The sequence below is a fragment of the Marinactinospora rubrisoli genome (assembly GCF_042664915.1).
GTDB lineage: Bacteria > Actinomycetota > Actinomycetes > Streptosporangiales > Streptosporangiaceae > Marinitenerispora > Marinitenerispora rubrisoli.
Genome location: NZ_JBHTBH010000005.1, coordinates 278,147 through 299,256, shown reverse-complemented (window position 1 = coordinate 299,256; position 21,110 = coordinate 278,147). Strand labels below are relative to the sequence as shown.

15 protein-coding genes and 2 pseudogenes are annotated in these 21,110 nt (G+C 74.2%); 10 read left to right on the top strand and 7 right to left on the bottom strand.

Features of this window, described 5'->3' with window-relative positions:
• Positions 1-47: 47 nt before the first annotated feature.
• Positions 48-959 (bottom strand): ketopantoate reductase family protein, encoded by a 912-nt coding sequence (locus tag ACFQRF_RS12690; RefSeq protein ID WP_379871249.1) that lies wholly within the window; start codon positions 957-959, stop codon positions 48-50.
• Between the two features lie 140 nt (positions 960-1,099).
• Here ACFQRF_RS12690 and ACFQRF_RS12685 point away from each other — a divergent pair, with 140 nt between their 5' ends.
• The 5 genes and pseudogenes from ACFQRF_RS12685 to ACFQRF_RS12665 all read left to right on the top strand — a co-directional run.
• A complete protein-coding gene (locus ACFQRF_RS12685; RefSeq protein WP_379871248.1) occupies positions 1,100-1,657 on the top strand; it encodes a GNAT family N-acetyltransferase in 558 nt (185 codons plus the stop codon).
• 106 nt (positions 1,658-1,763) lie between these two features.
• Positions 1,764-2,753 carry an iron-siderophore ABC transporter substrate-binding protein gene (locus tag ACFQRF_RS12680; protein ID WP_379871247.1) on the top strand — a complete coding sequence of 330 codons (990 nt, stop codon included), beginning with the start codon at positions 1,764-1,766 and terminating at the stop codon, positions 2,751-2,753.
• 1,044 nt (positions 2,754-3,797) lie between these two features.
• Positions 3,798-4,463 (top strand): pyridoxamine 5'-phosphate oxidase family protein, encoded by a 666-nt coding sequence (locus ACFQRF_RS12675; protein ID WP_379871246.1) that lies wholly within the window; start codon positions 3,798-3,800, stop codon positions 4,461-4,463.
• A gap of 276 nt (positions 4,464-4,739) precedes the next feature.
• Positions 4,740-5,999: a coiled-coil domain-containing protein gene (locus ACFQRF_RS12670; protein ID WP_379871245.1), complete on the top strand. Its 1,260-nt coding sequence runs from the start codon at positions 4,740-4,742 to the stop codon at positions 5,997-5,999.
• Between the two features lie 88 nt (positions 6,000-6,087).
• Positions 6,088-6,801 (top strand): annotated as a pseudogene (locus tag ACFQRF_RS12665) (aldo/keto reductase); the annotation flags it as partial.
• Positions 6,802-6,996: 195 nt separating this feature from the next.
• On the opposite strand, the gene ACFQRF_RS12660 reads toward ACFQRF_RS12665, so the two are convergent.
• Complete coding sequence (locus ACFQRF_RS12660; protein ID WP_379871402.1) at positions 6,997-7,704, bottom strand: hypothetical protein; 708 nt, start codon at positions 7,702-7,704, stop codon at positions 6,997-6,999.
• A gap of 143 nt (positions 7,705-7,847) precedes the next feature.
• On the opposite strand from ACFQRF_RS12660, the gene ACFQRF_RS12655 reads away from it, so the two are divergent.
• Positions 7,848-9,956 carry an FUSC family protein gene (locus tag ACFQRF_RS12655; RefSeq protein WP_379871244.1) on the top strand — a complete coding sequence of 703 codons (2,109 nt, stop codon included), beginning with the start codon at positions 7,848-7,850 and terminating at the stop codon, positions 9,954-9,956.
• Positions 9,957-10,043: 87 nt separating this feature from the next.
• On the opposite strand, the gene ACFQRF_RS12650 is transcribed toward ACFQRF_RS12655, so the two are convergent.
• Positions 10,044-10,709, bottom strand: coding sequence for a cyclase family protein (locus ACFQRF_RS12650; protein ID WP_379871243.1), 666 nt, complete (start codon positions 10,707-10,709; stop codon positions 10,044-10,046).
• Between the two features lie 239 nt (positions 10,710-10,948).
• Between ACFQRF_RS12650 and ACFQRF_RS12645 the strand changes: the two genes are divergently transcribed.
• From ACFQRF_RS12645 to ACFQRF_RS12635, 3 genes are all read left to right on the top strand, one after another.
• A complete protein-coding gene (locus tag ACFQRF_RS12645; protein ID WP_379871242.1) occupies positions 10,949-11,632 on the top strand; it encodes a lysophospholipid acyltransferase family protein in 684 nt (227 codons plus the stop codon).
• A 521-nt stretch (positions 11,633-12,153) separates the two neighbouring features.
• The gene (locus tag ACFQRF_RS12640; RefSeq protein ID WP_379871241.1) at positions 12,154-13,524 is read left to right on the top strand and encodes an FAD-dependent oxidoreductase; all 1,371 of its coding nucleotides are present in this window, start codon (positions 12,154-12,156) and stop codon (positions 13,522-13,524) included.
• A gap of 416 nt (positions 13,525-13,940) precedes the next feature.
• Positions 13,941-15,974: a penicillin-binding transpeptidase domain-containing protein gene (locus ACFQRF_RS12635; protein ID WP_379871240.1), complete on the top strand. Its 2,034-nt coding sequence runs from the start codon at positions 13,941-13,943 to the stop codon at positions 15,972-15,974.
• Between the two features lie 121 nt (positions 15,975-16,095).
• Here ACFQRF_RS12635 and ACFQRF_RS12630 read toward each other — a convergent pair.
• The 3 genes and pseudogenes from ACFQRF_RS12630 to ACFQRF_RS12620 all read right to left on the bottom strand — a co-directional run bounded on the left by ACFQRF_RS12630 (position 16,096) and on the right by ACFQRF_RS12620 (position 19,242).
• Positions 16,096-16,970 (bottom strand): annotated as a pseudogene (locus ACFQRF_RS12630) (NADP-dependent oxidoreductase).
• A gap of 183 nt (positions 16,971-17,153) precedes the next feature.
• Positions 17,154-17,468 (bottom strand): DUF3040 domain-containing protein, encoded by a 315-nt coding sequence (locus tag ACFQRF_RS12625; RefSeq protein ID WP_379871239.1) that lies wholly within the window; start codon positions 17,466-17,468, stop codon positions 17,154-17,156.
• A 139-nt stretch (positions 17,469-17,607) separates the two neighbouring features.
• Positions 17,608-19,242: a glycoside hydrolase family 10-like protein gene (locus ACFQRF_RS12620; protein WP_379871238.1), complete on the bottom strand. Its 1,635-nt coding sequence runs from the start codon at positions 19,240-19,242 to the stop codon at positions 17,608-17,610.
• Positions 19,243-19,402: 160 nt separating this feature from the next.
• On the opposite strand from ACFQRF_RS12620, the gene ACFQRF_RS12615 reads away from it, so the two are divergent.
• Positions 19,403-20,674 (top strand): isochorismate synthase, encoded by a 1,272-nt coding sequence (locus tag ACFQRF_RS12615; RefSeq protein WP_379871237.1) that lies wholly within the window; start codon positions 19,403-19,405, stop codon positions 20,672-20,674.
• Between the two features lie 14 nt (positions 20,675-20,688).
• On the opposite strand, the gene ACFQRF_RS12610 is transcribed toward ACFQRF_RS12615, so the two are convergent.
• Positions 20,689-21,096 (bottom strand): MerR family transcriptional regulator, encoded by a 408-nt coding sequence (locus ACFQRF_RS12610; RefSeq protein ID WP_379871236.1) that lies wholly within the window; start codon positions 21,094-21,096, stop codon positions 20,689-20,691.
• Positions 21,097-21,110 lie beyond the last annotated feature (14 nt).

Here is a 21,110-nt window from a genome sequence, read left to right as displayed (position 1 = left end):
CATCACTGGTCGTTCCAGGTGATGCGACGAACGCCCCCGCCGCCCGCTCACCGCAGGTCGACCCGCTCCAGGTCCGCCACCAGGCGGGCGATCACCGGCGTCCCGACACCGGCACGCTCGGCCGCCCGCAGTAGGGCGCCGCCGAGGGCGTCCACCTCCATGGGGCGGCCGGCCTCGCGGTCGCGCAGCATCGACGGCTTGGTGGCGGGCGGCGCCGCGTCGGCGAACCGCAGCACCGTGGCGGTGTCCAGCCGCACGCCATAGTGGGCGGCCACCTCGGCGACCTCGGCCATCGCGGCCGTGAGGTCGGCGCGCCGCTCGGCCCGGGCGCGGCCGAGGGGCAGTCCGGCGTGCGTGCACACCAGCGCCGTGGGGAGCAGGAAGTGCAGCTTCTCCCATAGCGTCCGCGCCTCGTCGGCGGTGACGGTCACCGTGAACCCGGTGCGCCGCAGCCGGTCGGCCGCCTCGGCCACGAGCCCGTCGGGGGCGCCGGGCGTGGCGATCTCCAGGGTGGTGAACGGGCTCGTGTGGCGGATGTGCCCGGGGGCGACCCGGGTGGACTCGACCCGGATGGCGGCAGCCACCACGTGCGCGCCGGGGAGCCGGCGCCGCAGGTGCTCGACGTGCTCCAGCCCGTTGAGCAGCGGCACCACCAGCGCCCCGGACGCCAGTTCGGGCGGGATCCGGTCCAGCGCGGCGTCCAGGGCGGTCGCCTTGGGAGCGACGATCAGCACACCGGCCGGCTCCGACAGCCGCGCCACGGCGGGAACCTCGGCGGCGAAGTCGCCGAAGCGGACGGACTCCACCCGCACTCCGTTCGCCGCGATGTGCTCGGCGGTGGCCTCCCCGGCGACCACGGTCACCCGCTCACCGGCGCGCGCCAGGAGCCCGGCGAGGAGCCCGCCGACCCCACCGGGGCCGAGGACCGTGAAATGCGGCGAAAGTTTCCCGACTGACATGTCAGCGTCTCCTTTTTCCTGTGTCGGACGGTACCGGCGCCTACCTGCCGAGTAGTCTCGACTCACAGCTCAGCCGGTGGCTCGGTCTGTGCCGCCGGCGAGGGGCCGCCGCATTCTGGTGGAACGGGTGAGAAAAAAAGATGCAAAATTCGGTTGCCACCAAATCCCGCGTCGGAGCCGGTGAGGTCCTGCGCTTCCGTTACCTCGGCCGCCACGATATCGAGGACGTCGCGGACCTCTGGCGCTCCCAGCACCTTCGGCACACCGCCCTTGCCCCGCACCTTGAGGAGGTCCTCGCCTCCGTCGACGTCGAGGAGTCCTGGCGGCGGCGGCGTGCGCAGTACCTCGACTGGCTGGCCGATCCCGACACGATCGCGGTGCTCGCCGAGCGCGGCGGGACGGCCGTCGGCTACGCGATGGTGACCGTGCGCCGCACCCACCAGGGGTCCTGGGAGCGGGGCGAGCGCGTCGCCGTGGTCCAGACGCTGTCGGTGCCCGCCGACCCCGCTGACGCCGCCGTCGGCCCGGCGCTGCTGGAGGAGGTCCGCCACCAGCTCGCCGCCGCGGGCATCCGTGAACTCGAACTCGACGCGGTCGCCACCAACTCCGACGCCATCCGGTTCTACCAGGAGCAGGGTTTCCACCCGTTCGTCACCACGCTCGTGGCGCGCATCGGGGCGGCCGGACCGCACGACTGACCGGCCGCCCCGGCACTCTCGCTCCCCGGCGCGCACGGATAGGGTGAGGCGAGCGCACCCGCCGCGGCCCGGCGCGGTGCCCGGCCCAGCGAGTCCCGGGAGCCCCATGCGCAGTGCCCTCCGCCCGGTCACCTGGTTATCCGCCCTCACCGTCCTGATGCTCGCGCTCTCCGGCTGCGCCGGACCGGATGAGACGGGCGCCGCGGATCCCCCGACGCGCACGGTACGGGTGTCCGGCGCAACGGTGGAGGTACCGGCGGCCCCCGAGCGGATCGCGGTGCTGTGGCGGCCCGGCCTGGCGGCCGTGACGGAGCTGGGCATCGTGCCGGTCGCCACGCTGGGCGACCCCGCCCGCGGCGACTACGGTCTGGCCCCCTACCTGCCCGAGGACATCCCCGCCGAGAGCCTGACCGTCGTGTCGAGCACCCCGCAGGAGCACGACATCAATCTGGAGCGCCTGGCCGGCACCCGGCCGGACCTCATCATCGGGGTGAACAGCACCGCCGCCACGCAGGCCCGGCTACGCGACCGGCTGGCCGAGATCGCGCCCACCGTGCTCCTGAACTGGCCGGGCCCGACGGCCTGGCGGCAGTACCTGCGCGACGTCGGTGCGGTGCTCGGCCGGGAGCAGGAGGCGGAGCGGGCACTGGACGACTACGCCGAGCGGGTCGCCGCCACCCGGGACCGGCTCGGCGACACCGCCGGCGTCGAGGTGTCGCTGCTGCGGCTGCAGAGCGACAGCGAGGTGCGGTTCGAGACCACGACGTCGTTCCCCGGCCAGATCCTCGACGAGCTCGGCTTCGCGCGGCCGGAGAGCCAGCGCGGTACCGAACCGGACGAGCCGTTCGTGTCCGAGAGCTACGAACGGCTGGCCGAGGGCGACGGCGACGTCATCTTCGTGTTCGCGAACCAGGGCTACACCGAGGCTCCGCGGACGTTCGGCGGCGGCGTGTGGGCGAACCTGTCGGCCGTCCGCGAGCGGCGGGTCTACTCGGTGGACTACGACTACTGGGGCGCGTCGAGCCTGTTCGGCGCCGAACGCGTCCTCGCCGACGTCGTCGCGGCGATGGAGGGCGAACTGCCACCCGCGGTGTGAGGCACGGATCGCGGCGGCGTCCGCCGGGCCCCAGAGTCTGGGGGCCGACCGGCGTCGGCCACGCCGCGCCCGCACCCACGCGTCCGGTCGGTCGGCAAGCGCACGGGATCGAGACCGCGGCACGCCATGGACGCCCCTGATGCCCGGCGGCGGACGACGACCAGATGGCTGATGGAGGTTCGCCGGACCATCTGCGAACGGCGAAGAGCGCCGAGGATCGGACGGGAGAAACGACCTGCTCTCCACGCCATCTGGACGACGATGTCCCCCTTCGGCTCCACAGAACCGCGAATCCGGCCCCAAGTGGCCGCTCACCGACGCGGAACCCTCACGCGCGCCCGCAGGCCCGCACCCGCCACGTCGGCAACCCCGTGCCACGGCCGCACCCGATCATGTGCGACACGGGCTTCGCCGGCGCCGGGATCGACAAGCCCGCGCTCGGCCTGGCGCCCATGCGCCCGTACCGCGAGGACGAGCCCATGACGGGCGTGTTCCCCGGCTGGCCGCGTCTGGGATTCAAAGGCCGACGGGGTGGCCGCGCACCCGTCTTCGCCTGGGCGACGACCGGCGCGAGCGACCGCAGGACAGCCGCGCCACAACACCACGGCCGAACGGCGGCCGGGTCAGGGCCGAGCCGCCCGGCTCTGCGCGCCCGGTCGGCCGCCGGTGGGCACCAGGGGGACCGCGGCCGGTTCCGAGGTGGGCACCGCCGATGCCTTTCAGTGCCCCTGGCGCGGGCGCTTCGAGCTTCTCCGCCGCGCCCCGGCCGCGGCCTTCGGGACCAGTGGGCCGCCGGAGCCCTCGGTGAGCTGCCACAACCACCGTCCGCGGCACCGCCCTTCCGGACGGACGCGAACGGCCGCGGTGCCGCCGAACCGTAGGGCCGTGACCGGGCGCTTTCGGTCGGCAGGCACAGCGGTGACCGAAATCGAGCACCGGCGGCCCTCCCCTCGCTTCGCTGGTGCGGCCCCGCCGGACGCCGACAGGACCCACTGATACCGTTAATACATAAAAAGCTTTGTATCAGTACGAAAGCAGGCAGCCGTGGACGCAGCAGCCCAGCCCACGCCCGACTACCCCCGGACGACCCGCACCACGCCCACCCGGCGCGCGGACCGCGCCAGGTACGACAGTGCGACCGTGCACGCCATCCTCGACGCCGAGTTCGTCTGTCACCTCGGCTTCGTCGCCGACGGCGCGCCCGTGGTCCTGCCCACGCTGTACGCCCGGGTGGACCGCCGCCTCTACCTGCACGGCTCCACCGGCAGCCGCCCCATGCGCACCATCGACGGGGAGCGGGTGTGCGTCACGGTCACCATCCCGGACGGGATCGTCCTGGCCCGGGCCGCCATGCACCACTCCGTGAACTACCGCTCGGTGGTGGCGCACGGCATCGCGCACCGGGTCACCGATCCGGCGGAACGCGCCGTGGCCCTCGACGCGCTCGTCGACCAGGTGGCGCCCGGCCGTTCCGCCGACTGCCGCCCGGCCAACGCCAAGGAGCACGCGATGACGGCGGTGCTGCGCCTGGACCTCGACGAGGTGTCGGCCAAGGTGCGCACGGGAGCCGTCGCGGACGAGCCGGAGGACCTGGAACTGCCGCACTGGGCGGGGGTGATCCCGGTGCGCCGCACCCTCGGCGCGCCCGTCCCCGATGGCGCGCTCGCGGCCGGTACTCCGCTCCCCGGCTACCTGTCCCACCGGGCCTGACGGCGGGCCGGGCCGGTGGGCGTCCCCGGGGGATGGGTTTCGGGCACCCCGATTCGGCGGGCGGCCGGGCACCTCGGTAGGTTTACCTGCCGGTGGACCCCGGATGCCGCCGCCGACCCGGCGCGGACCCGTTCCACCCGTCCCTCAGCGCGCCACGACCCATGACGCGCCGTGAGCGGCCCGGCACTGTCCGGCACCCCGCGTGCCGGACGGTGCCGCCCTGGTTCCGCGGTGCGGCCCGCCGGCCGACGGCCGGTGAGGCGCTACCCTCGTCGCGTGGCTGGCACCGACGCGAACACCTGCAACTTCCCCGGCTGCAACCGCCCGGTCCCGCGCGGCTCGTCGCCCGGCCGGCCGCCGGAGTACTGCGACCTCCCCGAGCACACCCGATGGCGGGCGTGGCGGGAACGCCAGCGCCTCGCCCAGGAGGCACAGGAGCGGCAGCAGGCGGCCGAGGAGGCCGCGCGCCCGGTGGCGGACGGCACCAGGGAATCGGGGGCGGAGGCCGGTGCCGCACCGTCGGCCGGATCGGCGACGCGCCGCGATCCGGCACCGGTGACGAGCGCCCGGCTGCGGGCCGACGAACTCCTCACCCGGTTCGCGATCCAGGCCGAGCAGCTGGCCGGCACCCTGACCGCCGCGACCGAGGCGTTCTCCGCCATGACCGATCCCGCCAACGCCGAGTCCCAGGTCGAGGCGGCCCGGGTAGCGGCGGCCCGGCAGGTCGCCGACGCCGACGCCGCCCGGCTGCAGGCGGAGAACCAGCGGCGGGCGGCCGAGGCGGCCAGGCGCCGGGCGGAGGAGGCGGCCGCCTCCTCGATCGCCGCCGCCGGATCGGCGCCGCGCATGGCCGACGCGGCGATCGCCGCCCGCGAGGCTGCGGTGGCCGAGCGCGACACCGCTCTTGCCGAGACCCGGCGGCTCGCCGCCGAGCGCGACGCGGCGGCCGAGGAGCGGGACACCGCGCGGGCCGAACACGACAGCGCGCTCGCCGAGGCCGAACGGCGCATCCGTGCCGCCGAGGAGAACGCCGCCGCCCGGCTGGCGGAACAGCGCCGGGAGTCCGAGCGCGCGCTCGCCGAAACGCGGGACCGGGCCGCCGCCGAGCGCGACGCGCTGCGCGCCCGGCTGGCCGAGGAGACCCGCGCCCGCGAAGCAGAGTCCCGCCGGGCCGAACGCGCCGAGTTCGCCACCGAGCGCGCCGAGGCACGGGCGGCAGAGGTCACCGCCCACCGCGACCGGCTCGCCGCCGACGCCGAACGCCTCGCCGCGGAACTGCGCGAGACACGCGTGCACGCCGAGGAGGAACGGAACCGGGCGCAGACGGAACTCGCCGAACAGCGCCGCACCGCCGCCGAAACCCTCGCCGAGGCCAGGGAGCACGCCGCCCAGCGCCTGGCTGCCGTGGAGGACGCCCGCGCCCAGGCGATCCGCAGGGCGGAACGCGCCGAGGCCCAGATGGACGACGCCCTGGCCGAGCTCAAACGCCTGCGCGCCGCCCTCGACGCACGGCCGAGCGCGGACCCGGCGGGTTGAGCCGCCGGCGGCAAAGGGCCGCGCGGCGGCCGGTAGGACCTTCGCTCTATTGCGCTGGGCGTCGGCGCCCAATGGCCTGCTCATCGGGGTGTATGGCAAAGGTCTTGGACAAGCGGGAAATTCGCCGCCATCCGCAGGCCCGGAACCAGAGAACCGGTGGGCGAACGCAGCGACCCCGAATACGTGCGCACCGCCTGCGAAGCGCAGCCTGCTCCGCCTGGGCGTCGACGACATCGACCTCTACTACCTGCACCACCCCGACCGCACCACCCCGATCGAGGACACCGTCGGCGCGATGGCGGAACCGGTGACCGCCGGCAAGGTGCGGCACATCGGCTTGTCCAACCCGTCCGCCGGGCAATTGCGGACCGGGCATTCGGTGCCCCCGATCACCGCCGTGCAGAACGAGTGGTCGCTGTTCACCCGCGGCTACAAGGACTCGGTGGTGCCGGCCTGCGCCGAGCTCGGCATCGGCTTCGTCGCCTACTCGCCGTTCAGCCGCGGTTTTCTCACCGGGCGGTTCACCTCCCCCCAGGGGCTGTCCCAGAACGACATGCGGCGCGGCCTGCCCCGGTTCGACTCCACGAACGCGGAACACAGCGCCGCCCTGCTCGCGCCGATCCGGCGGGTCGCCGAAGCCCACGGCGCGACAATGGCGCAGGGCGCCCTCGCCCGGCTGCTGACACGGTCCGACGCGCACGGCATCGCCGTCGTACCCATCCCCGGCACGTGCGATCCCGAGCGCCTGGCAGAGAACGTCGGCGCGCTCGACATCGCCCTGACCGACGACGAACTCGCCGAACTCGAATCCATCGCGTCCCGGGTCAGCGGCGGCCGCATGCCCCCGCCGCCCGGCCTGGACCGAACATCACGCCGCACGCGGTCGCACCGCCGACCGTCGTGTCGCGTCAGGGTCCGTCCTCGGCCGGCACCTCCGAAACGGCCGGCCGTCGACCGTGTGGGGCGCCGCGCGGTCGCCCCCCAGGCCGTGGACGTGTCAGCCGAAGACCGCGTACTCCGCCAGCACCTCCTGCAGGTGCGGCGGCAGGTCGGCCCGGATGACCGCGTCCTCCACAGAGGTGAACGGCCCGCCGCGGCTGCGGGCGAGCGCCAGTGCGGCGGCGTGTTCGGCGGTGATCCCGGTGATCCGGCCGAGCGCCTCGTCGGGGGCGTTGTTGACGTCCACCAGTCCGCCGTCGTCGAACTCGCGCGACAGGTCGGGCCGCCCCACCCCGAGTTCCCTGGCGATGAGGGGGTCGCGTTCCATCAGCCCCCTGGCCTGCGCGCGGGCCGCGCGGCGGCGTTCCGCCTCCGCCAGCAGCGGTGGCAGGGGCTTCGTCTCCCGGTCCTCCAGCGCCCGGCCGGTCCCGTCGGCACCGGGGGCGGGGGCGAAGACGTACCCGCGCATGCCGAGGGCGAGTCCGCCGCCCGCGATCCAGTTGACCGCCACGCACACCTCCCACCACGTGCTCGCGCTGTTGAGCACGAAGATCCCCACGACGAGCAGCGGAAACACCACCGCCGGGATCAGCGTCCACACGGAGCGACGGCGGAAGGCCGCGTGGATGAAGAAGAACGGGGTGGCCACCCCGGCCGTCAGTGCGGGAAGGCACGCCCACAGGCCGGTCGCGGCGCGGCGGAGCAGAGTCCGGCCCGGCGCGCGGTCGGCACCGCCGCCAGGGGAGCGACTGGAACCATCTGACATGGGGGCAGGGTAGGGGATCCGGTCCGCGGGGCAGCCGGCCGGTGGCGGCCGCGGTCCGTCGGGGCACCCCGGCCGCTCGGACGAACCACGCATCACGTGTCACACCGCACGCATTGGTGACGAAACTGCCTACCATTGAAGGCGTGCACGAACAGGCGACATCCGGTGACGGCGGCGGCTCCGAGCCCTCCACTCCCGAGTGGCGGCCACCGGCGCGGATCCGCCCCAAGGTGGCCGATCTGCCGAAGCCGCGCGTCGACCTGAAGGCGGTGTTCGGGCTCGCCTCCGGCAAGTGGGCCTGGACGATCGCGATCAAGGCCGCCATCGCGATGACCGGGTCGTTCGCGCTCGCCGCGGTCCTGTTCGATCCCCGGTCCGCGGCGCTCGCGGCGCTCGGCTCCATGACCGTCCTGTACGAGCGCACCACTCCCTATGCGCACCGCGCGGTGGCGCTGGCGCTGGTCGGGGCCGGGTTCGTCCTCAGCGTCGCCGTCGGGTCGCTGGCCTCGATCACCCCGTGGGCGGCCGCGCTCGGCATCGGCCTGATCGCGGGGGTCGCCACCTGGATCTGCCAGGCGCTGCGGGTCGACCGGCCCGGCCCGCTGTTCGTCACGCTCGTCGGCGGCATCTCCACCATCGCCCCGGGCCGGCTGGCCGCCGTTCCGATGCACGCCGCGCTGGCGGCGTTCGGCGCGGCCGTCGGCTGGCTGGTGGCGATGGCCGACGCGCCGTTCCGCGGTCGCGCCCCGGAGAACCGCGCCGTCGCCGAGGCGTTCCGCAAGCTCGCCAAGCTGCTGCGCGCCGTCGGCACGCCCGCGCTCGACCACGTCCAGCACGAGGCGTCGCTCGCGGTCGCCGAGGCGTGGCGGCTGCTGCTGCTCGCCCAGACCCGCGGCTATCGCGACACCCCGGCCGCCGCGCGGCTGCGCGCCCTGCTGCGCTGGGTCTCCGACATCCACCTCGCCGCCACCGACGTGTCCCTGGCCCGCACCGACCCGCTGCCCGAGGAGGCGGCCCGATTCGCCATGGGGCTGGCCGACGCGGTCGGCCGTCCCGGCCTGTGCCCCGACCCGGCGGACCTGGACGAGATCCGCCGCGGCCTGCGCCCACGCTCGCTGGAGGCGCGGCTGTACACCCGGCTGGCCCGCACCGCGCAGACCGCCCGCAAACCCGAGCACGAGGCCGCCGGCCCCGGCCTCGGCCTGTACGACACCCGGTACCCGTCGGTCCTCGACTCGCTGCGGTCCAGCCTGAGCCGCGACTCGCTGGTGCTGCCGACCGCCCTGCGGATGGCGCTCACCGTCACCGTGGCCGGCCTGGTGGCCCTGGCGTTCGGCCTGGAACGGTTCTACTGGGCGTCGATCACCACGGCAGCGGTGCTGCAGGGCGGCAACGTGGTGCTGACGGTGAACCGCGGGGTACAGCGCGCCCTGGGCACACTGATCGGCGTGGTGCTCGCGGTGGGGGTGCTGCTGCTGCATCCGCCGCTGCCGGCCGTCATCGTGCTGGCGGGCCTCTTCATGGGGCTGGCCCAGCTCATGATCACCCGTACCTTCCTGTACGGCAGCATCATGCTCACGCCCATGGCGCTGCTCATCGCCCAGACCGCGGCGCCCTACCCGCTGCCGGAACTCGCCCAGGCCCGGGTGCTGGAGACGGTCCTCGGCTCGGTCGTCGGCATGCTGGGCGCGTTCCTGCTGTGGCGGCAGGCCTCCGCGTCCCGGCTGCCGAGAACGATCATCAACGTCCTGGAGGACGCCCGGACCGTCGTCAACGAGGTGCTCGACCCCGACGTCACCATCAGCCCGGAGCGCCGCTACCGGCTCCGCCGCGACCTGCGGGCCGACCTGATCAGCCTGCGCGGCGTCTACGACAGCGCGGTGGGGGACGTGCCTCCGGCCGAGACCACCCGGCCGCTGTGGCCGGTGGTGATCGCGACCCAGCGCACCGGCTACCTGGCGCTGGCGGCTCTGGCGCGGGAGAACCCGCCGCGAGTGTCGGGCATCACGCTGCAACGCGTCGACCTGGCGTTCGGGGAACTGAGCGCGGCGATGCGCGAGCGCCGGGCTCCCCGGCTGGGCGCGCTGCCGCGGCTGGTGGACTACCCGCGCATCAACCTGGAACTGCGGGCGCTGGCGTCGGCGATGCGCACGGCGGTGGCCGACGATGAACGCGCGGCGGCGCTGGAGCAGGAACGCCGGGCGCGCCGCGAGCAGCGCCGCGCCCGCGAGGAGGTGGACGCCGACCTCTGAGCCCTGGGACGGGTTCGGGTCCGCCCGTGCGGACCACCCGTACCCGCCGCCGTACGGCCGCCGGCGGTGCGCCCGGTGCCCGCGTGCTCAGTCGCCGATGATGGCGAACGCCCGCACCGGGAAGGTGCCCAGTCCGCGGACCTTCACCGGGACCGCGAAGAACCGGAACCCGGCCGTGGGAAGCCGGTCCAGCAGGCACAGGTGCTCGACGACCGGGATGCCGGCGGCGAGCAGCGCCGAGTGCGCCGGCCGGGCGCCTCCCGCGGCCGGCGAGGTGTCGTCGAGGTTGACGGAGTCGATGCCGACGAGTGCCGCCCCGGCCGCGACGAGCGCCTTGGCTCCGGCCTCGGACAGGTACGGGTGGTCGGGGCTGCCGTACCGTTCGGTGCGCCAGTGCCGGTCCCAGCCGGTGCGGATGAGCACGGCGCGTCCGGTGACGTCCACGCCGTCCAGCGCCTCGGGGCCGAGCTCACGCTCGGCGGCGTCCAGCACCACGCCGTCCAGGTCGGCCACCTTGGCCAGGTCGAGGTCGGCGAGGTCGGAGCCGTCGCGGTAGCGGTGCGCGGGGGTGTCGAGGTAGGTGCCGGTGTTGGCGACCATCGACACCCGGCCGATCCGGAACTCGGTGCCGGGCGCGTAGGTCCGGCGGGACTCGTCGAACGAGAGGTGGTCCTCGACCACCGGCCCGGGAAGGCCCGGGTACGTCGTCATCCCCGCTACGATCTGGTGGCTCAGGTCAACCAGCTGGGTCACTGCTCCGCCTCGTCTCCACGCCTGCCGGTACGCCCGGGATCGGGCGCCGCGGACCGGTGTCCTCCCCGGCCCGCGGAGGTCTAGACCAAACTCTAACGGCGCGGAGTGGCCCGCGTCACTTCCGCCTCGCTACCGGGCCGGCGCCGCCGCCGGGCGGCCGTCCCCGGGAGATGGCCGGTGGCCGGCCTCGCTAGAGTCGGTCCGTCCGCCGACCTCCCCCCTTCGAGGAGCAACCCGCCGTGTCGATCTACGGGGCCGCCAAGACGGTCATCGCGCCGGTCACCCGAACGCTCTGGCCGCCGAAGGTGTCGGGGCTGCGGCACATCCCCGCGCATGGCCCGGTGATCCTGGCGTCGAACCACCTGTCCAACCTGGACCCGCTGTTCATCGGGGTGGTGGTCCCCCGCCCGGTGCTGTTCCTGGCCAAGCGGGAACTGTTCGCCGAGGGCAACCTCGCCCAGCGGACGTTCGCCCGCGCGCTGCGCGCGATCGGCCAGTTGGCGACGGACCGTGGCACGGGCGCCCGCGAGGCCATGGACACCAGCCTGGGGCTGCTGGCCGACGGCCGGGTTCTCGGTGTCTTCCCCGAGGGATCGCGCTCGCCGGACGGGCGGCTCTACCGGGGCCAGACCGGGCTCGCCTGGCTGGCGCTGTCATCGGGGGCGCCGGTCGTGCCCATGGCGGTGAGCGGGACGTCGCGCATCCTGCCGCACGGTCGCCTCGTGCCGTCGTTCGGCCACGTCGGGGTGCGGATCGGCCCGCCGGTGGACCTGTCCCCGTGGCATGGGGAGGCGGCGCGGGCGCGGTCCCGCCGGGCGGCGACCGACGCCATCATGGACGCCATCCACGCGCTGTCGGGCCAGCCGCAGGCGGACCGGTTCGCCTCCTCGGTCAAGGCGGAGCTGACGGCGCGCACCGGCTGACCGGCTCCGGGCGCCGGAGCCGGCCGCCCGGAATCGGCCCTTCGCGGTCACCGCGTGCGGCCGCCCGCCGACCGCACGTCGCGCGGCCCGTTATGATCGTTCGTTCCGGCGCACACCGCGATCCCGGCCCGGCGGAGTTCCGGCGGGCCGTCGACGGCCGCGCGGAGCCGGGTGCCACGCCCGGCCGTCGCCCCTGAGTGGCCGTGCGGCGGTGACGGACCCGTGAGGTACCCCACAGTTGTTGCGGGGCTGAGATCGGCCGGCCGGTGCGTTGGGCATGCTGAATAACCGAATTCCCTGACTGACCGGTGGAAATGACATCGATCCTGGCCTGGGCCCCCTCGACCGCCCGCCTGCGGAGGATTGTCTATTTTTAAGGTCGGTTGAGTAGGGCGAGCTTCGGTTCGGTAACTTTGATTTAGGTGAGCCTTGCCTGATTTACCGCGTCGCGAAACACGTGGCGCGTCGCGCGGCCCGGCGAGGCCGCGCCGCCCGAGCAGACGCGAAGGATGGAGATGTCGATGACGCGTCCACTGCGAGTCGGAATCGTGGGGGCCGGCCCCGCGGGTATCTACGCGGCGGATCTGTTGACCAAGGACGACACGCTGTCGGCGAGCGGGATCCCGCTGAGCATCGACATTCTGGACAAGCTGCCGTCGCCGTACGGCCTGGTGCGCTACGGCGTGGCCCCCGACCACCCGCGCATCAAGCAGATCCAGGGCGCACTGCACAAGGTGCTCGACAAGCCCGAGATCCGCTTCCTGGGCAACGTCGAGTACGGCGTCGACCTGAAGCTGGAGGACCTGCGCCGCCACTACGACGCGGTGATCTTCGCGACCGGCTCCGACCGTGACCGCCCCCTGAACATCCCCGGCGCCGACCTGCCCGGCAGCCACGGCGCAGCCGACTTCGTGTTCTGGTACGACAGCCACCCCGACGTGTCCGCCACCTGGCAGGTGGACGGCACCAGCGTCGCGGTGCTGGGCGCCGGCAACGTCGCCGTGGACGTCGCCCGGATCCTCGCCAAGGACGCGGACGACCTGCTGACGACCGACATCACCGACAACGTGCACCAGGGGCTGCGCGCCAAGCGGATCACCGACGTGCACGTGTTCGCCCGGCGCGGCATCGCCCAGGCGAAATTCACGCCCATGGAGCTGCGCGAGCTCGACAAGCAGCCCGGTGTCGAGGTCATCGTCTACCCCGAGGACTTCGACCTGGACGACGCCAGCCTGGCCGCCATCGAGGACTCCAACCAGATCAAGACCAACGTGAAGGTGCTGCAGAACTGGGCCATCCGCGACCCGCGGGGCGAGCCGCGCCGCCTGCACCTGCACTTCCTGCACCGCCCGGTGGAGATCCTGGGCACCGACCGCGTCACCGGCCTGCGCACCGAGCGCATGGAGCTGACCGGCGACGGCGGAGTGCGCGGCACCGGGGAGTTCGTCGACCACGAGGTCCAGGCCGTATACCGCGCCATCGGCTACCTGGGCTCGCCGGCGGCCGACCTGCCCTTCGACGAGGAGCGCGGGGTGATCCCGAACGACGGCGGCCGGGTCCTCGACCTCGACGAGCGGCCGATGCCCGGCGTGTACGCCACGGGCTGGATCAAGCGCGGCCCGGTCGGGCTGATCGGCCACACGAAGGGCGACGCGCTGGAGACCATCGGCAACCTGGTCGCCGACCGCGACACCCTCCCCCCGGCCGCCGAGCCCGATCCCGAGGCGTTCCTGCGGCTGCTGCACGAGCGCGGCGTTCCGTTCACCACCTGGGAGGGCTGGCAGCGCCTGGAGGCCCACGAGGAGGAACTCGGCAGACCGCACGGCCGCAAGCGGGTGAAGGTGCGGTCCCGCGCCGACATGACCCGCATCTGCCGGGGCGAGGACGGCTGAGCCCACGTCTTCGACGTCCGGGGACCCCGTCGGCGACGGGGTCCCCGCGTGTTGGCGGCACCGCCCGGCCCGGCCGCGGCGCGATCCGCCGCGCTCCGCGGACGCTCACCTGCGGCGATCTGCCGGGAGACGGCCGGGTTGTGGGGTTCCGGAACATCCGGGCCCGCACATGGGTTAGAGTCACTGGTGGTCGGTGTGGTAGCAAGTGTCCCCCGGGCCTCACCTTTAGCCTTCGCGGAATACCGCGGACGGCGCCCGCCCAGGTGGGCGGCCGGACGGTCTATTCGGAGCCGCGTTGTGCCCCGCGCCGAGAGGCGACCGCCACACCGGCCACGGACTTCCCCGCCCCGCGCTCGCCCTGCCGAGCCGCGGGGCCTTCTCTTCTCACCCTCAGGCGAGCGGAAGGACGCGCGAGCGTGGACGAACGATGGACCCCGGAGCCTGGCGAGACCCCGCCCGCGCCGCCGGACGGCCCCGGTCACGCGGCGCGGAACAGTGGGCAGGGCTCCGGCGACGGCGGCCCTGACCCGGCACCGCACCGGTACCGGTACTCCCTCCCGCAGGACGTGGCGCCGCCATTGGACCCGCGCCTCGGCGGGTACCCGGACGCCCCGCGGACCGGCCCGCACCCCGGTGCCGGGCCCGCTCGGCCGCCGGAGCCCCCGGCGGACGGCCCGGCCGCCCACGCGGCCCACCAGGGCGCACGGCCACAGTCCGCGCAGCCGGGGCCCGCCGGTGACCGGCAGCACACCGCCCCCCAGCCCGCCGTGGCCCCGCCCCCGCCACCGGACGCGCCGCCCCGGCGCTCCCGCAAGGGCCTCGTCATCGGGGTCACCAGCGCCGTGGTCGCCCTCGCGCTGGTCGGCGGCGGAATCTCGTGGTACGTGATCAGCCGCCCCAAGCCCGAGGCGACCGCTTCGGCGTTCGCCGACGCGTGGAACGAGGCCGACTACGCCGCCATGGCCGACCTCGCCACCGGCGAGGGCGTGGCCGACGCCTACACCCAGGTCGCCGAGAACCTGGGCGTCGAGACGGCCGAGATCACCCTCGGCGCCGTCACCGCCGACGGTGACACGGCCACCGCGCCGTTCGACGCCACGCTCGGGCTGCGCAACGCCGGGGAGTGGAGCTACGAGGGCGAGCTGCCGCTGGAGCGGGTCGACGGCGAGTGGAAGGTCGCCTTCTCCCCCGCCGTCATCCACCCCGAACTCGGCGATGGCCAGACGCTGGTGCGCACCAACGAGTGGGGCGAGCGCGGCAGCATCCTGGCGGCCGACGGCACCCGTCTGGACACCCCCGACGCCACCGGCTCCATCGCCATGCTGACCGGTGGGGTCTCCCCGGCGACCGAGGAGGACCTCGCCGACCTCGGCCCCGCCTACCAGGTGGGCGACCCCGTGGGCCGGGGCGGCATCCAGCAGGCGTACGACGAGCGGCTGGCCGGCACACCGGCGACCAGCATCCGGGTCGCCGACGCCGCGCAGGACGACGCGGCCGGTGACGACGCCGAGGCGACCGAGGTCGGCACGATCGAGGGCACCCCCGGCGAGGACGTCGTCACCAGCATCGACCCGGCGGTGCAGGCCGCGGCCGCGCAGGCGATCGTGAACGAGGACAAGCCCACCGCGTTCGTCGCGGTGCGCCCCTCCACCGGCGAGATCCTGGCCGCGGCCAACGTGCCCGGCGGCTTCAATCGCGCGATCGACGGCCGGTACCCGCCCGGGTCCGCGTTCAAGATCATCAGCTATGAGGCGCTGTTCAACGCGGGGATGACCACCAGCGACCGGATGGACTGCCCGAAGACCGCAGAGGTGGGCGGCTGGCCGTTCAAGAACGCCGGGGACGCCGAGCATGGCGACCAGTCGGTGCTGGAAGCGTTCGCGACGTCGTGCAACACCGCGCTGGTGCAGGAGGTCGCCGACCGGCTGGACTCCGCGAGCCTGACCGCCGCGGCGGAGGAGTTCGGCATGAACGCCCCGCTGGAGATCGGCATCCCGTCGGCCGAGCCGTCCTTCCCGGCGCCCGACAGCACCACGATCCTGGCCGCCTCCAGCATCGGCCAGGGCCAGATCCTCACCTCGCCGCTGCACATGGCGACCGTCCCGGCCGCGGTGGCCGACGGAAGCTGGCGCTCGCCGGTGCTCGTCACCGAGCCCGAGGTCGCCGACCGCCCCGAGCCGCGCCCGATCCAGAACGCGGAGGCCCTGCGCACCATGATGCGCGCGGTGGTCACCGACGGTACCGCCGAGGACGCCGGGTTCACCGGCGAGGTGCACGGCAAGACCGGCACGGCGGAGTTCGGCACGGCCGAGGAGGACGAGGAACTGCCCTCGCACGCCTGGTTCGTCGGTTTCTCCGGTGACCTGGCCTTCGCGGTGGTCGTCGAGGGCGGCGGAGGCGGCGCCAAGGTCGCCGCGCCGCTGGCGGCGGACTTCCTCGGCAACCTGTAGGCACGAGCACCCGCGTCGCGGGTGGAACGGGGCCGCTCCGCAAGGAGCGGCCCCGTTGTTCGTGCCAGGGCCGCCACGTGGCTCGGCACCGGCCCCGGGCGGCTGCCGCGGGCGTCCCCCGTCAGATGCGGACCACGATCTTTCCCCGCGTGTGTCCGCGTTCGGCGTATGCGTGTGCTTCCGCGATCCGTTCGAGCGGGTAGGTCCGCTCGATGCGGGGTGTGGAGCGGCCCTGCCGTCCGAGTTCGCCCGCTTCGGCGAGGAGCGCGGGGTCGTTCTCCGCATTGGCCGTACGCACCCCCAGGCGCCGCGCGTTGGTGTGGTCGGCGATCGTCGACACGCGGCCGGGGTCGCCCACGATCGCGAGGAGGTCAGCCAGGGAGCCGGAGGCCACCGTGTCGAGCGCGAGGTCGACACCGTCCGGAGCCAGGGTGGCGAGGCGCCGCGCGAGGCCGTAGCCGTAGGTGGTGGGGACGGCTCCGAGGGAGCTGAGGAACTCGTGGTTGCGCTCGCCGGCCGTCCCGATCACGGTGGCGCCCTGAGCCGTCGCGATCTCGACGGCGGCGCTGCCCACCCATCCGGCGGCGCCCTCGATGAGAAGGGTGCGCCCCCGCAGGGGACCGAGCGCCTTCAGCCCGCCCATCGCGGTCACGGATGCCAGGCCGGCGCCGGCGGCCTGCTCGTCGGTCCATGTGGTGGGTGCGAGTGCCCAGGCCGAGAGCACGGCCAGCTCCGCTGTCGCGCCGGTGACGCGCCCAGCCCGAAGACACGGTCGCCGATGCGCACCCCCCGCACGCCCTCACCGGTCTCGTCGACCACGCCGACGGCACCACGCCCGGGAATCGCGGGCAGGTCCACCGGGAGTGGATCACCGACCTGCTCGCCGTGCGCGACCGGCTCGACGGCGTGATCGCCATCGCGCGGGACCCTGACTCCGAATGCTCCCACCCGCGATGACGCCCGCTGCCGCACCGGCTTCACGCGCCACCGGCGGATGAGGGCGCGTCCGGGGACGAGGAAGGCGCATCGGCCGATCGCGATGCCGCTCGCCTCCGGGGTGGGCGGGGCCGGCGTTCGGCCTTGGGCGACAGCGGCGCGATCTCCGCCCACGACTCGTCATCGACGTTCCCACGGCTTCGGCCGGGCCATGCCGCGCCCCGGATCGTCGAGATCATCTCGTCAGGAGTTCGCGGCGCTCGCCGGCACCTCTGACACCGCCGCCTCGGATGGACCCGTCGTGGGCGACGTGCCCGCCGCGGCGTGCTGCGGCGGTGTCATCGCGAACACCATCACGAGCAACCCGACCAGCAGCGCGGCGATCGCCCCGCACACGGCCCAGGGTTTCCAGCTCGCGCCGTCGTCCAGGTCGTCGTACCGGAACGGGTCGTCGCTGGCGCCGAAGGCGGCCAGCCGGTCCGCCAGCTCAGGGTCGTCCTCGCCGAGGCGGTGCTCGATCTCGGCAAGGATTCGCCGCTCGTTCTCGCGCAGAGCCATGGCACCCCTCCTCAGCCTGCCGGAGACCCACCCCGGGACCCGGACGTGGATCTTCGCTCAACACCACATTTCTATCCGTGTGCCAGCGAGGCAATCATGTGCCCGCACACCGGACCATTCAGGCGGCCGGCCGCCCGGCTCAGCCGGCCGCGACGGCCGCGCCCGCGCCCAGTGCGCTCTCGGTCCGGTAGGCGTCCACGGCGGTCACGAAGTAGCGGACCGGTCCGTCGCCCGGCGAGGCGTCCCGGTAGCGCTGTTCGCCGGAGCCGTCGGCGCCGACCACGGCCGTCAGGTTGGCGGCGTCGGCCAGCGCGCACGGGTCCTCGCCCTCGCCGGGCACCCGGTAGACGGCGAACATCCGGGCGTCGCCGGAGCCCTGCCAGGTCAGCTCGACGCCGTCAGCCGAGCGCTCGGCGGTCAGCCCGGTGACCGCGGCGGGGGCGCTGTCGGCTCCGGGGACGGCCGGCGGCAGCGCCGGGCGCGGGTAGTGGTCGGCGGCCACCCGCTCCATGGCGTCGGCGGCGCGGCCGGTCAGGTCGGTCATCGAGAAGTACACGTCGCCGGTCACCTGGGGGTGCTCGGTGTTGAGGTCGAGCTGCCGGGAGAGTGCGCCGGCGCCCTCCCACCCCTCGTCGCCGACCTTGTAGGCGGCCTGGCCGATGTAGAGGTCGACGCCGGTGCCGTCCACCTCGCGGGACCACCACGGGACCAGCTCGTCGTAGTCGGCCACCTCGAAGCCCCGGTACCAGTAAAGCTGCGGGACCACGTAGTCGACCGCCCCCTCCTGGATCCAGGCGCGGGTGTCGGCGTAGATGGCGCTGTAGGACTCCAGCGCCCGGGTCCGCGAGCCCGAGTCGTCGGAGGTCGAGTTCTGCCACACGCCGAACGGGGAGATGCCGAACCGTACCCACGGTTTGGTCTCCTGGATGCGGTCGTGGATGTCGGCCACCAGCGTGGTGACGTTGGCCCGGCGCCAGTCGTCGCGGTCGTCGTGGTCGCCGCCGTGCGCGGACCAGCTGGCGTCGTCGTCGAACTCCTCGCCTTCGGCGGGATAGGGGTAGAAGTAGTCGTCGAAGTGCACGCCGTCGATGTCGTAGCGTTCCACGACGTCGAGGACGGTGTCGCTCACCCACCGCCGGACGTCGGGGTTGCCGGGGTCGAGCCACCCTTGGTCGTCGTACTCGATCAGCCAGTCGGGGTTGCGGCGGGCCGGGTGGCCGGCGGTGAGGTTCTCCAGGTCGGGGTCGCGCCAGCCGACCCGGTAGGGGTTGAACCAGGCGTGCAGTTCCAGGCCGCGCGCGTGCGCCTCGCCGACCGCGAACTCCAGCGGGTCGTACCCGGGGTCGCCGCCCTGCTCGCCGGTGAGGTAGCGGGCCCACGGCTCGCGTTCGGAACGGTAGAGGGCGTCCGCGGTGGGGCGGATGTGCAGGAACACCGCGTTGAGGCCGAGGGCGGCGGCCCGGTCCAGCCGGTCCCGCAGTTCCTCCTGCTGCCGCTCCGCGCTGAGGCCGGGCTCGCTCGGCCAGTCGATGTTGCGCACGGAGGCGATCCACACCCCGCGCATCTCGTGCTTGGGGTAGCGGGGGTCGGTCTCGCAGTCGTCGGGGAGCTGCGCGGCCAGCGGCGCGAGCGACGGCGACACCGTTCCCCCGGGCCGGTCCCCGTCCGCCCCCGGCTCGCCGACGCGCGGCTCGAAGCCCGGCGGAACGTTCGCGCACGCCGCCATGACCGGCAGCGACACCAGCACCGCAACGGACCTCCGCAGCCATCCCATCGAGTCCGACCTCCGTTTCGTTGCCCGGTTTCCCGGCGATCCGAAAGGACAGCCTAGAGTCCAACCGGCGCGCGCACCGGAAAACGGGTCGCGGACCATGTGAAACCACCCACCGCCGCTGGACGGGCGGTCGGCCGGCAGCGTCCTAGACTGGAATGTCGTGAGTGTCGCCCTCGAATCGCCGAAGCAGTTGACCATCCGGACCGTTCCGCTGCGCGACGGCCGCCCCCTCCTGGCGCACCTGCCCGAGGCGGCGCCGCTGGCCTGGCTACGCGGCGGGGAGGGGCTGGTCGGGTGGGGCGAGGCCGCCCGGATCACCCTGCCGGCCGAGGCCGACGGCGCGGGCGTGCGGCGGTTCACCTCGGCGGCGCGCTGGCTGGAGGAGGTGCTGGCGCGGTCGCGCGTCACGAACGACCTCGGCCTTCCGGGCACCGGGCCGGTCGTCTTCGGCGGCTTCACCTTCGCCCCCGGATCGGCGGGCTCCACCCTGGTGCTGCCGCGCGTGGTCGTGGGGCGGCGGGCCGGCCGAACCTGGCTGACCACCATCGGCGACGGCCCCGACGCCCGTCCGGAGGAGGTGCTGCACGAGATCCGCCCGCACCGCCCGGTCGGCCCGCTGACGTGGCGCGACGGCAGCCCCGACGCCGCCCAGTGGCGCGCCGCGGTCGCGGAGGCGGTCGCCCGGATCCGCTCCGGGGCCCTCGACAAGGTCGTCCTGGCCCGGGAGGTGCACGCCGACGCGCCCGCCGACATCGACGTGCGCACCCTGCTCGCCCGGCTGTCGCGCGACTACCCCGGCTGCTACACGTTCTCGGTCGCGGGCATGGTGGGCGCCACCCCGGAGCTGCTGATCCGCCGCGAGGGCGACGACGTGACGTCCCTGGTCCTGGCCGGTACCCGCCCCCGGGGCGCCACCGACGAGGAGGACGCCCGGCTGGCCGCCGACCTGACCCGGTCGGCCAAGGACGTCGAGGAGCACCGCTATGCCGTGGACTCCCTGCGCGCGACCCTGACCCCGCTGTGCTCGGCCATCGACGTCCCCGACCGTCCCGAGCTGCTGCGGCTGGCCAACGTCCAGCACCTCGCCTCCCCGGTCCGCGGGCGCCTGCGCCCGGACGTCTCCACGCTGGACGTCGTCGCCGCCATGCATCCGACCGCGGCCGTGGGAGGCACACCGACCTCGACCGCCGTCCGCGTCATCCGCGAACTGGAGGGCACGGACCGCGGCCGCTACGCCGGCCCGGTCGGCTGGCTGGACGCCCGCGGCAACGGCGAGTGGGGCATCGCGTTGCGATGCGCGGAGATCACCGGCTCGCGGGCACGGCTGTTCGCGGGCTGCGGCATCGTCGCGGGGTCCGACCCGGACGCGGAGCTGGCGGAGGCGGACTCCAAGTTCCGGGTGATGCGGGACGCGCTGACGGACGAAGAGTAGCGGCGGCCCGGCGTTCACGCCGGCGCCGACGTGGGCGCGGGGATGCGCCCCTGAGCCGTGTACTCCGCCAGTCGCCGCTCGGTGGTGTCGATGACGTCGTTCAGGGCCTGGCGCGAGCGGGTGAGCGTGTCGATGCGTTCGTCCAGCCCCCGCATGCGCGCGCGCAGCATGACCAGGGTTTCGGGGCACGGTTCGAGGTCGGGCCCCGTCCCGGTGGCGCAGGGCAGGAGGAACTCGATCTCCTTGGTCGACAGGCCGGCGTCGAGCAGCCTCCTGATCTGGGCGACGGTCGTGACGGCGTCCTCGGAGTACTCGCGGTAGCCGTTGGCGGCCCGGCCGGGCTCCAGGAGCCCCTGGGATTCGTAGTACCGGAGCTGATGTGCGGGGACGCCTGTTCGACGGCTCAGCTCACCGATCAGCATGCTTCCGCCCCTTG

Excerpts from the sequence above, each read along its gene's own strand:
- ACFQRF_RS12690 (WP_379871249.1), bottom strand. The coding sequence starts at position 959 with ATGTCAGTCGGGAAACTTTCGCCGCATTTCACGGTCCTCGGCCCCGGT.
- ACFQRF_RS12685 (WP_379871248.1), top strand. The coding sequence starts at position 1,100 with ATGCAAAATTCGGTTGCCACCAAATCCCGCGTCGGAGCCGGTGAGGTC.
- ACFQRF_RS12680 (WP_379871247.1), top strand. The coding sequence starts at position 1,764 with ATGCGCAGTGCCCTCCGCCCGGTCACCTGGTTATCCGCCCTCACCGTC.
- ACFQRF_RS12660 (WP_379871402.1), bottom strand. The coding sequence starts at position 7,704 with ATGTCAGATGGTTCCAGTCGCTCCCCTGGCGGCGGTGCCGACCGCGCG.
- ACFQRF_RS12640 (WP_379871241.1), top strand. The coding sequence starts at position 12,154 with ATGACGCGTCCACTGCGAGTCGGAATCGTGGGGGCCGGCCCCGCGGGT.
- ACFQRF_RS12625 (WP_379871239.1), bottom strand. The coding sequence starts at position 17,468 with ATGGCTCTGCGCGAGAACGAGCGGCGAATCCTTGCCGAGATCGAGCAC.
- ACFQRF_RS12620 (WP_379871238.1), bottom strand. The coding sequence starts at position 19,242 with ATGGGATGGCTGCGGAGGTCCGTTGCGGTGCTGGTGTCGCTGCCGGTC.
- ACFQRF_RS12610 (WP_379871236.1), bottom strand. The coding sequence starts at position 21,096 with ATGCTGATCGGTGAGCTGAGCCGTCGAACAGGCGTCCCCGCACATCAG.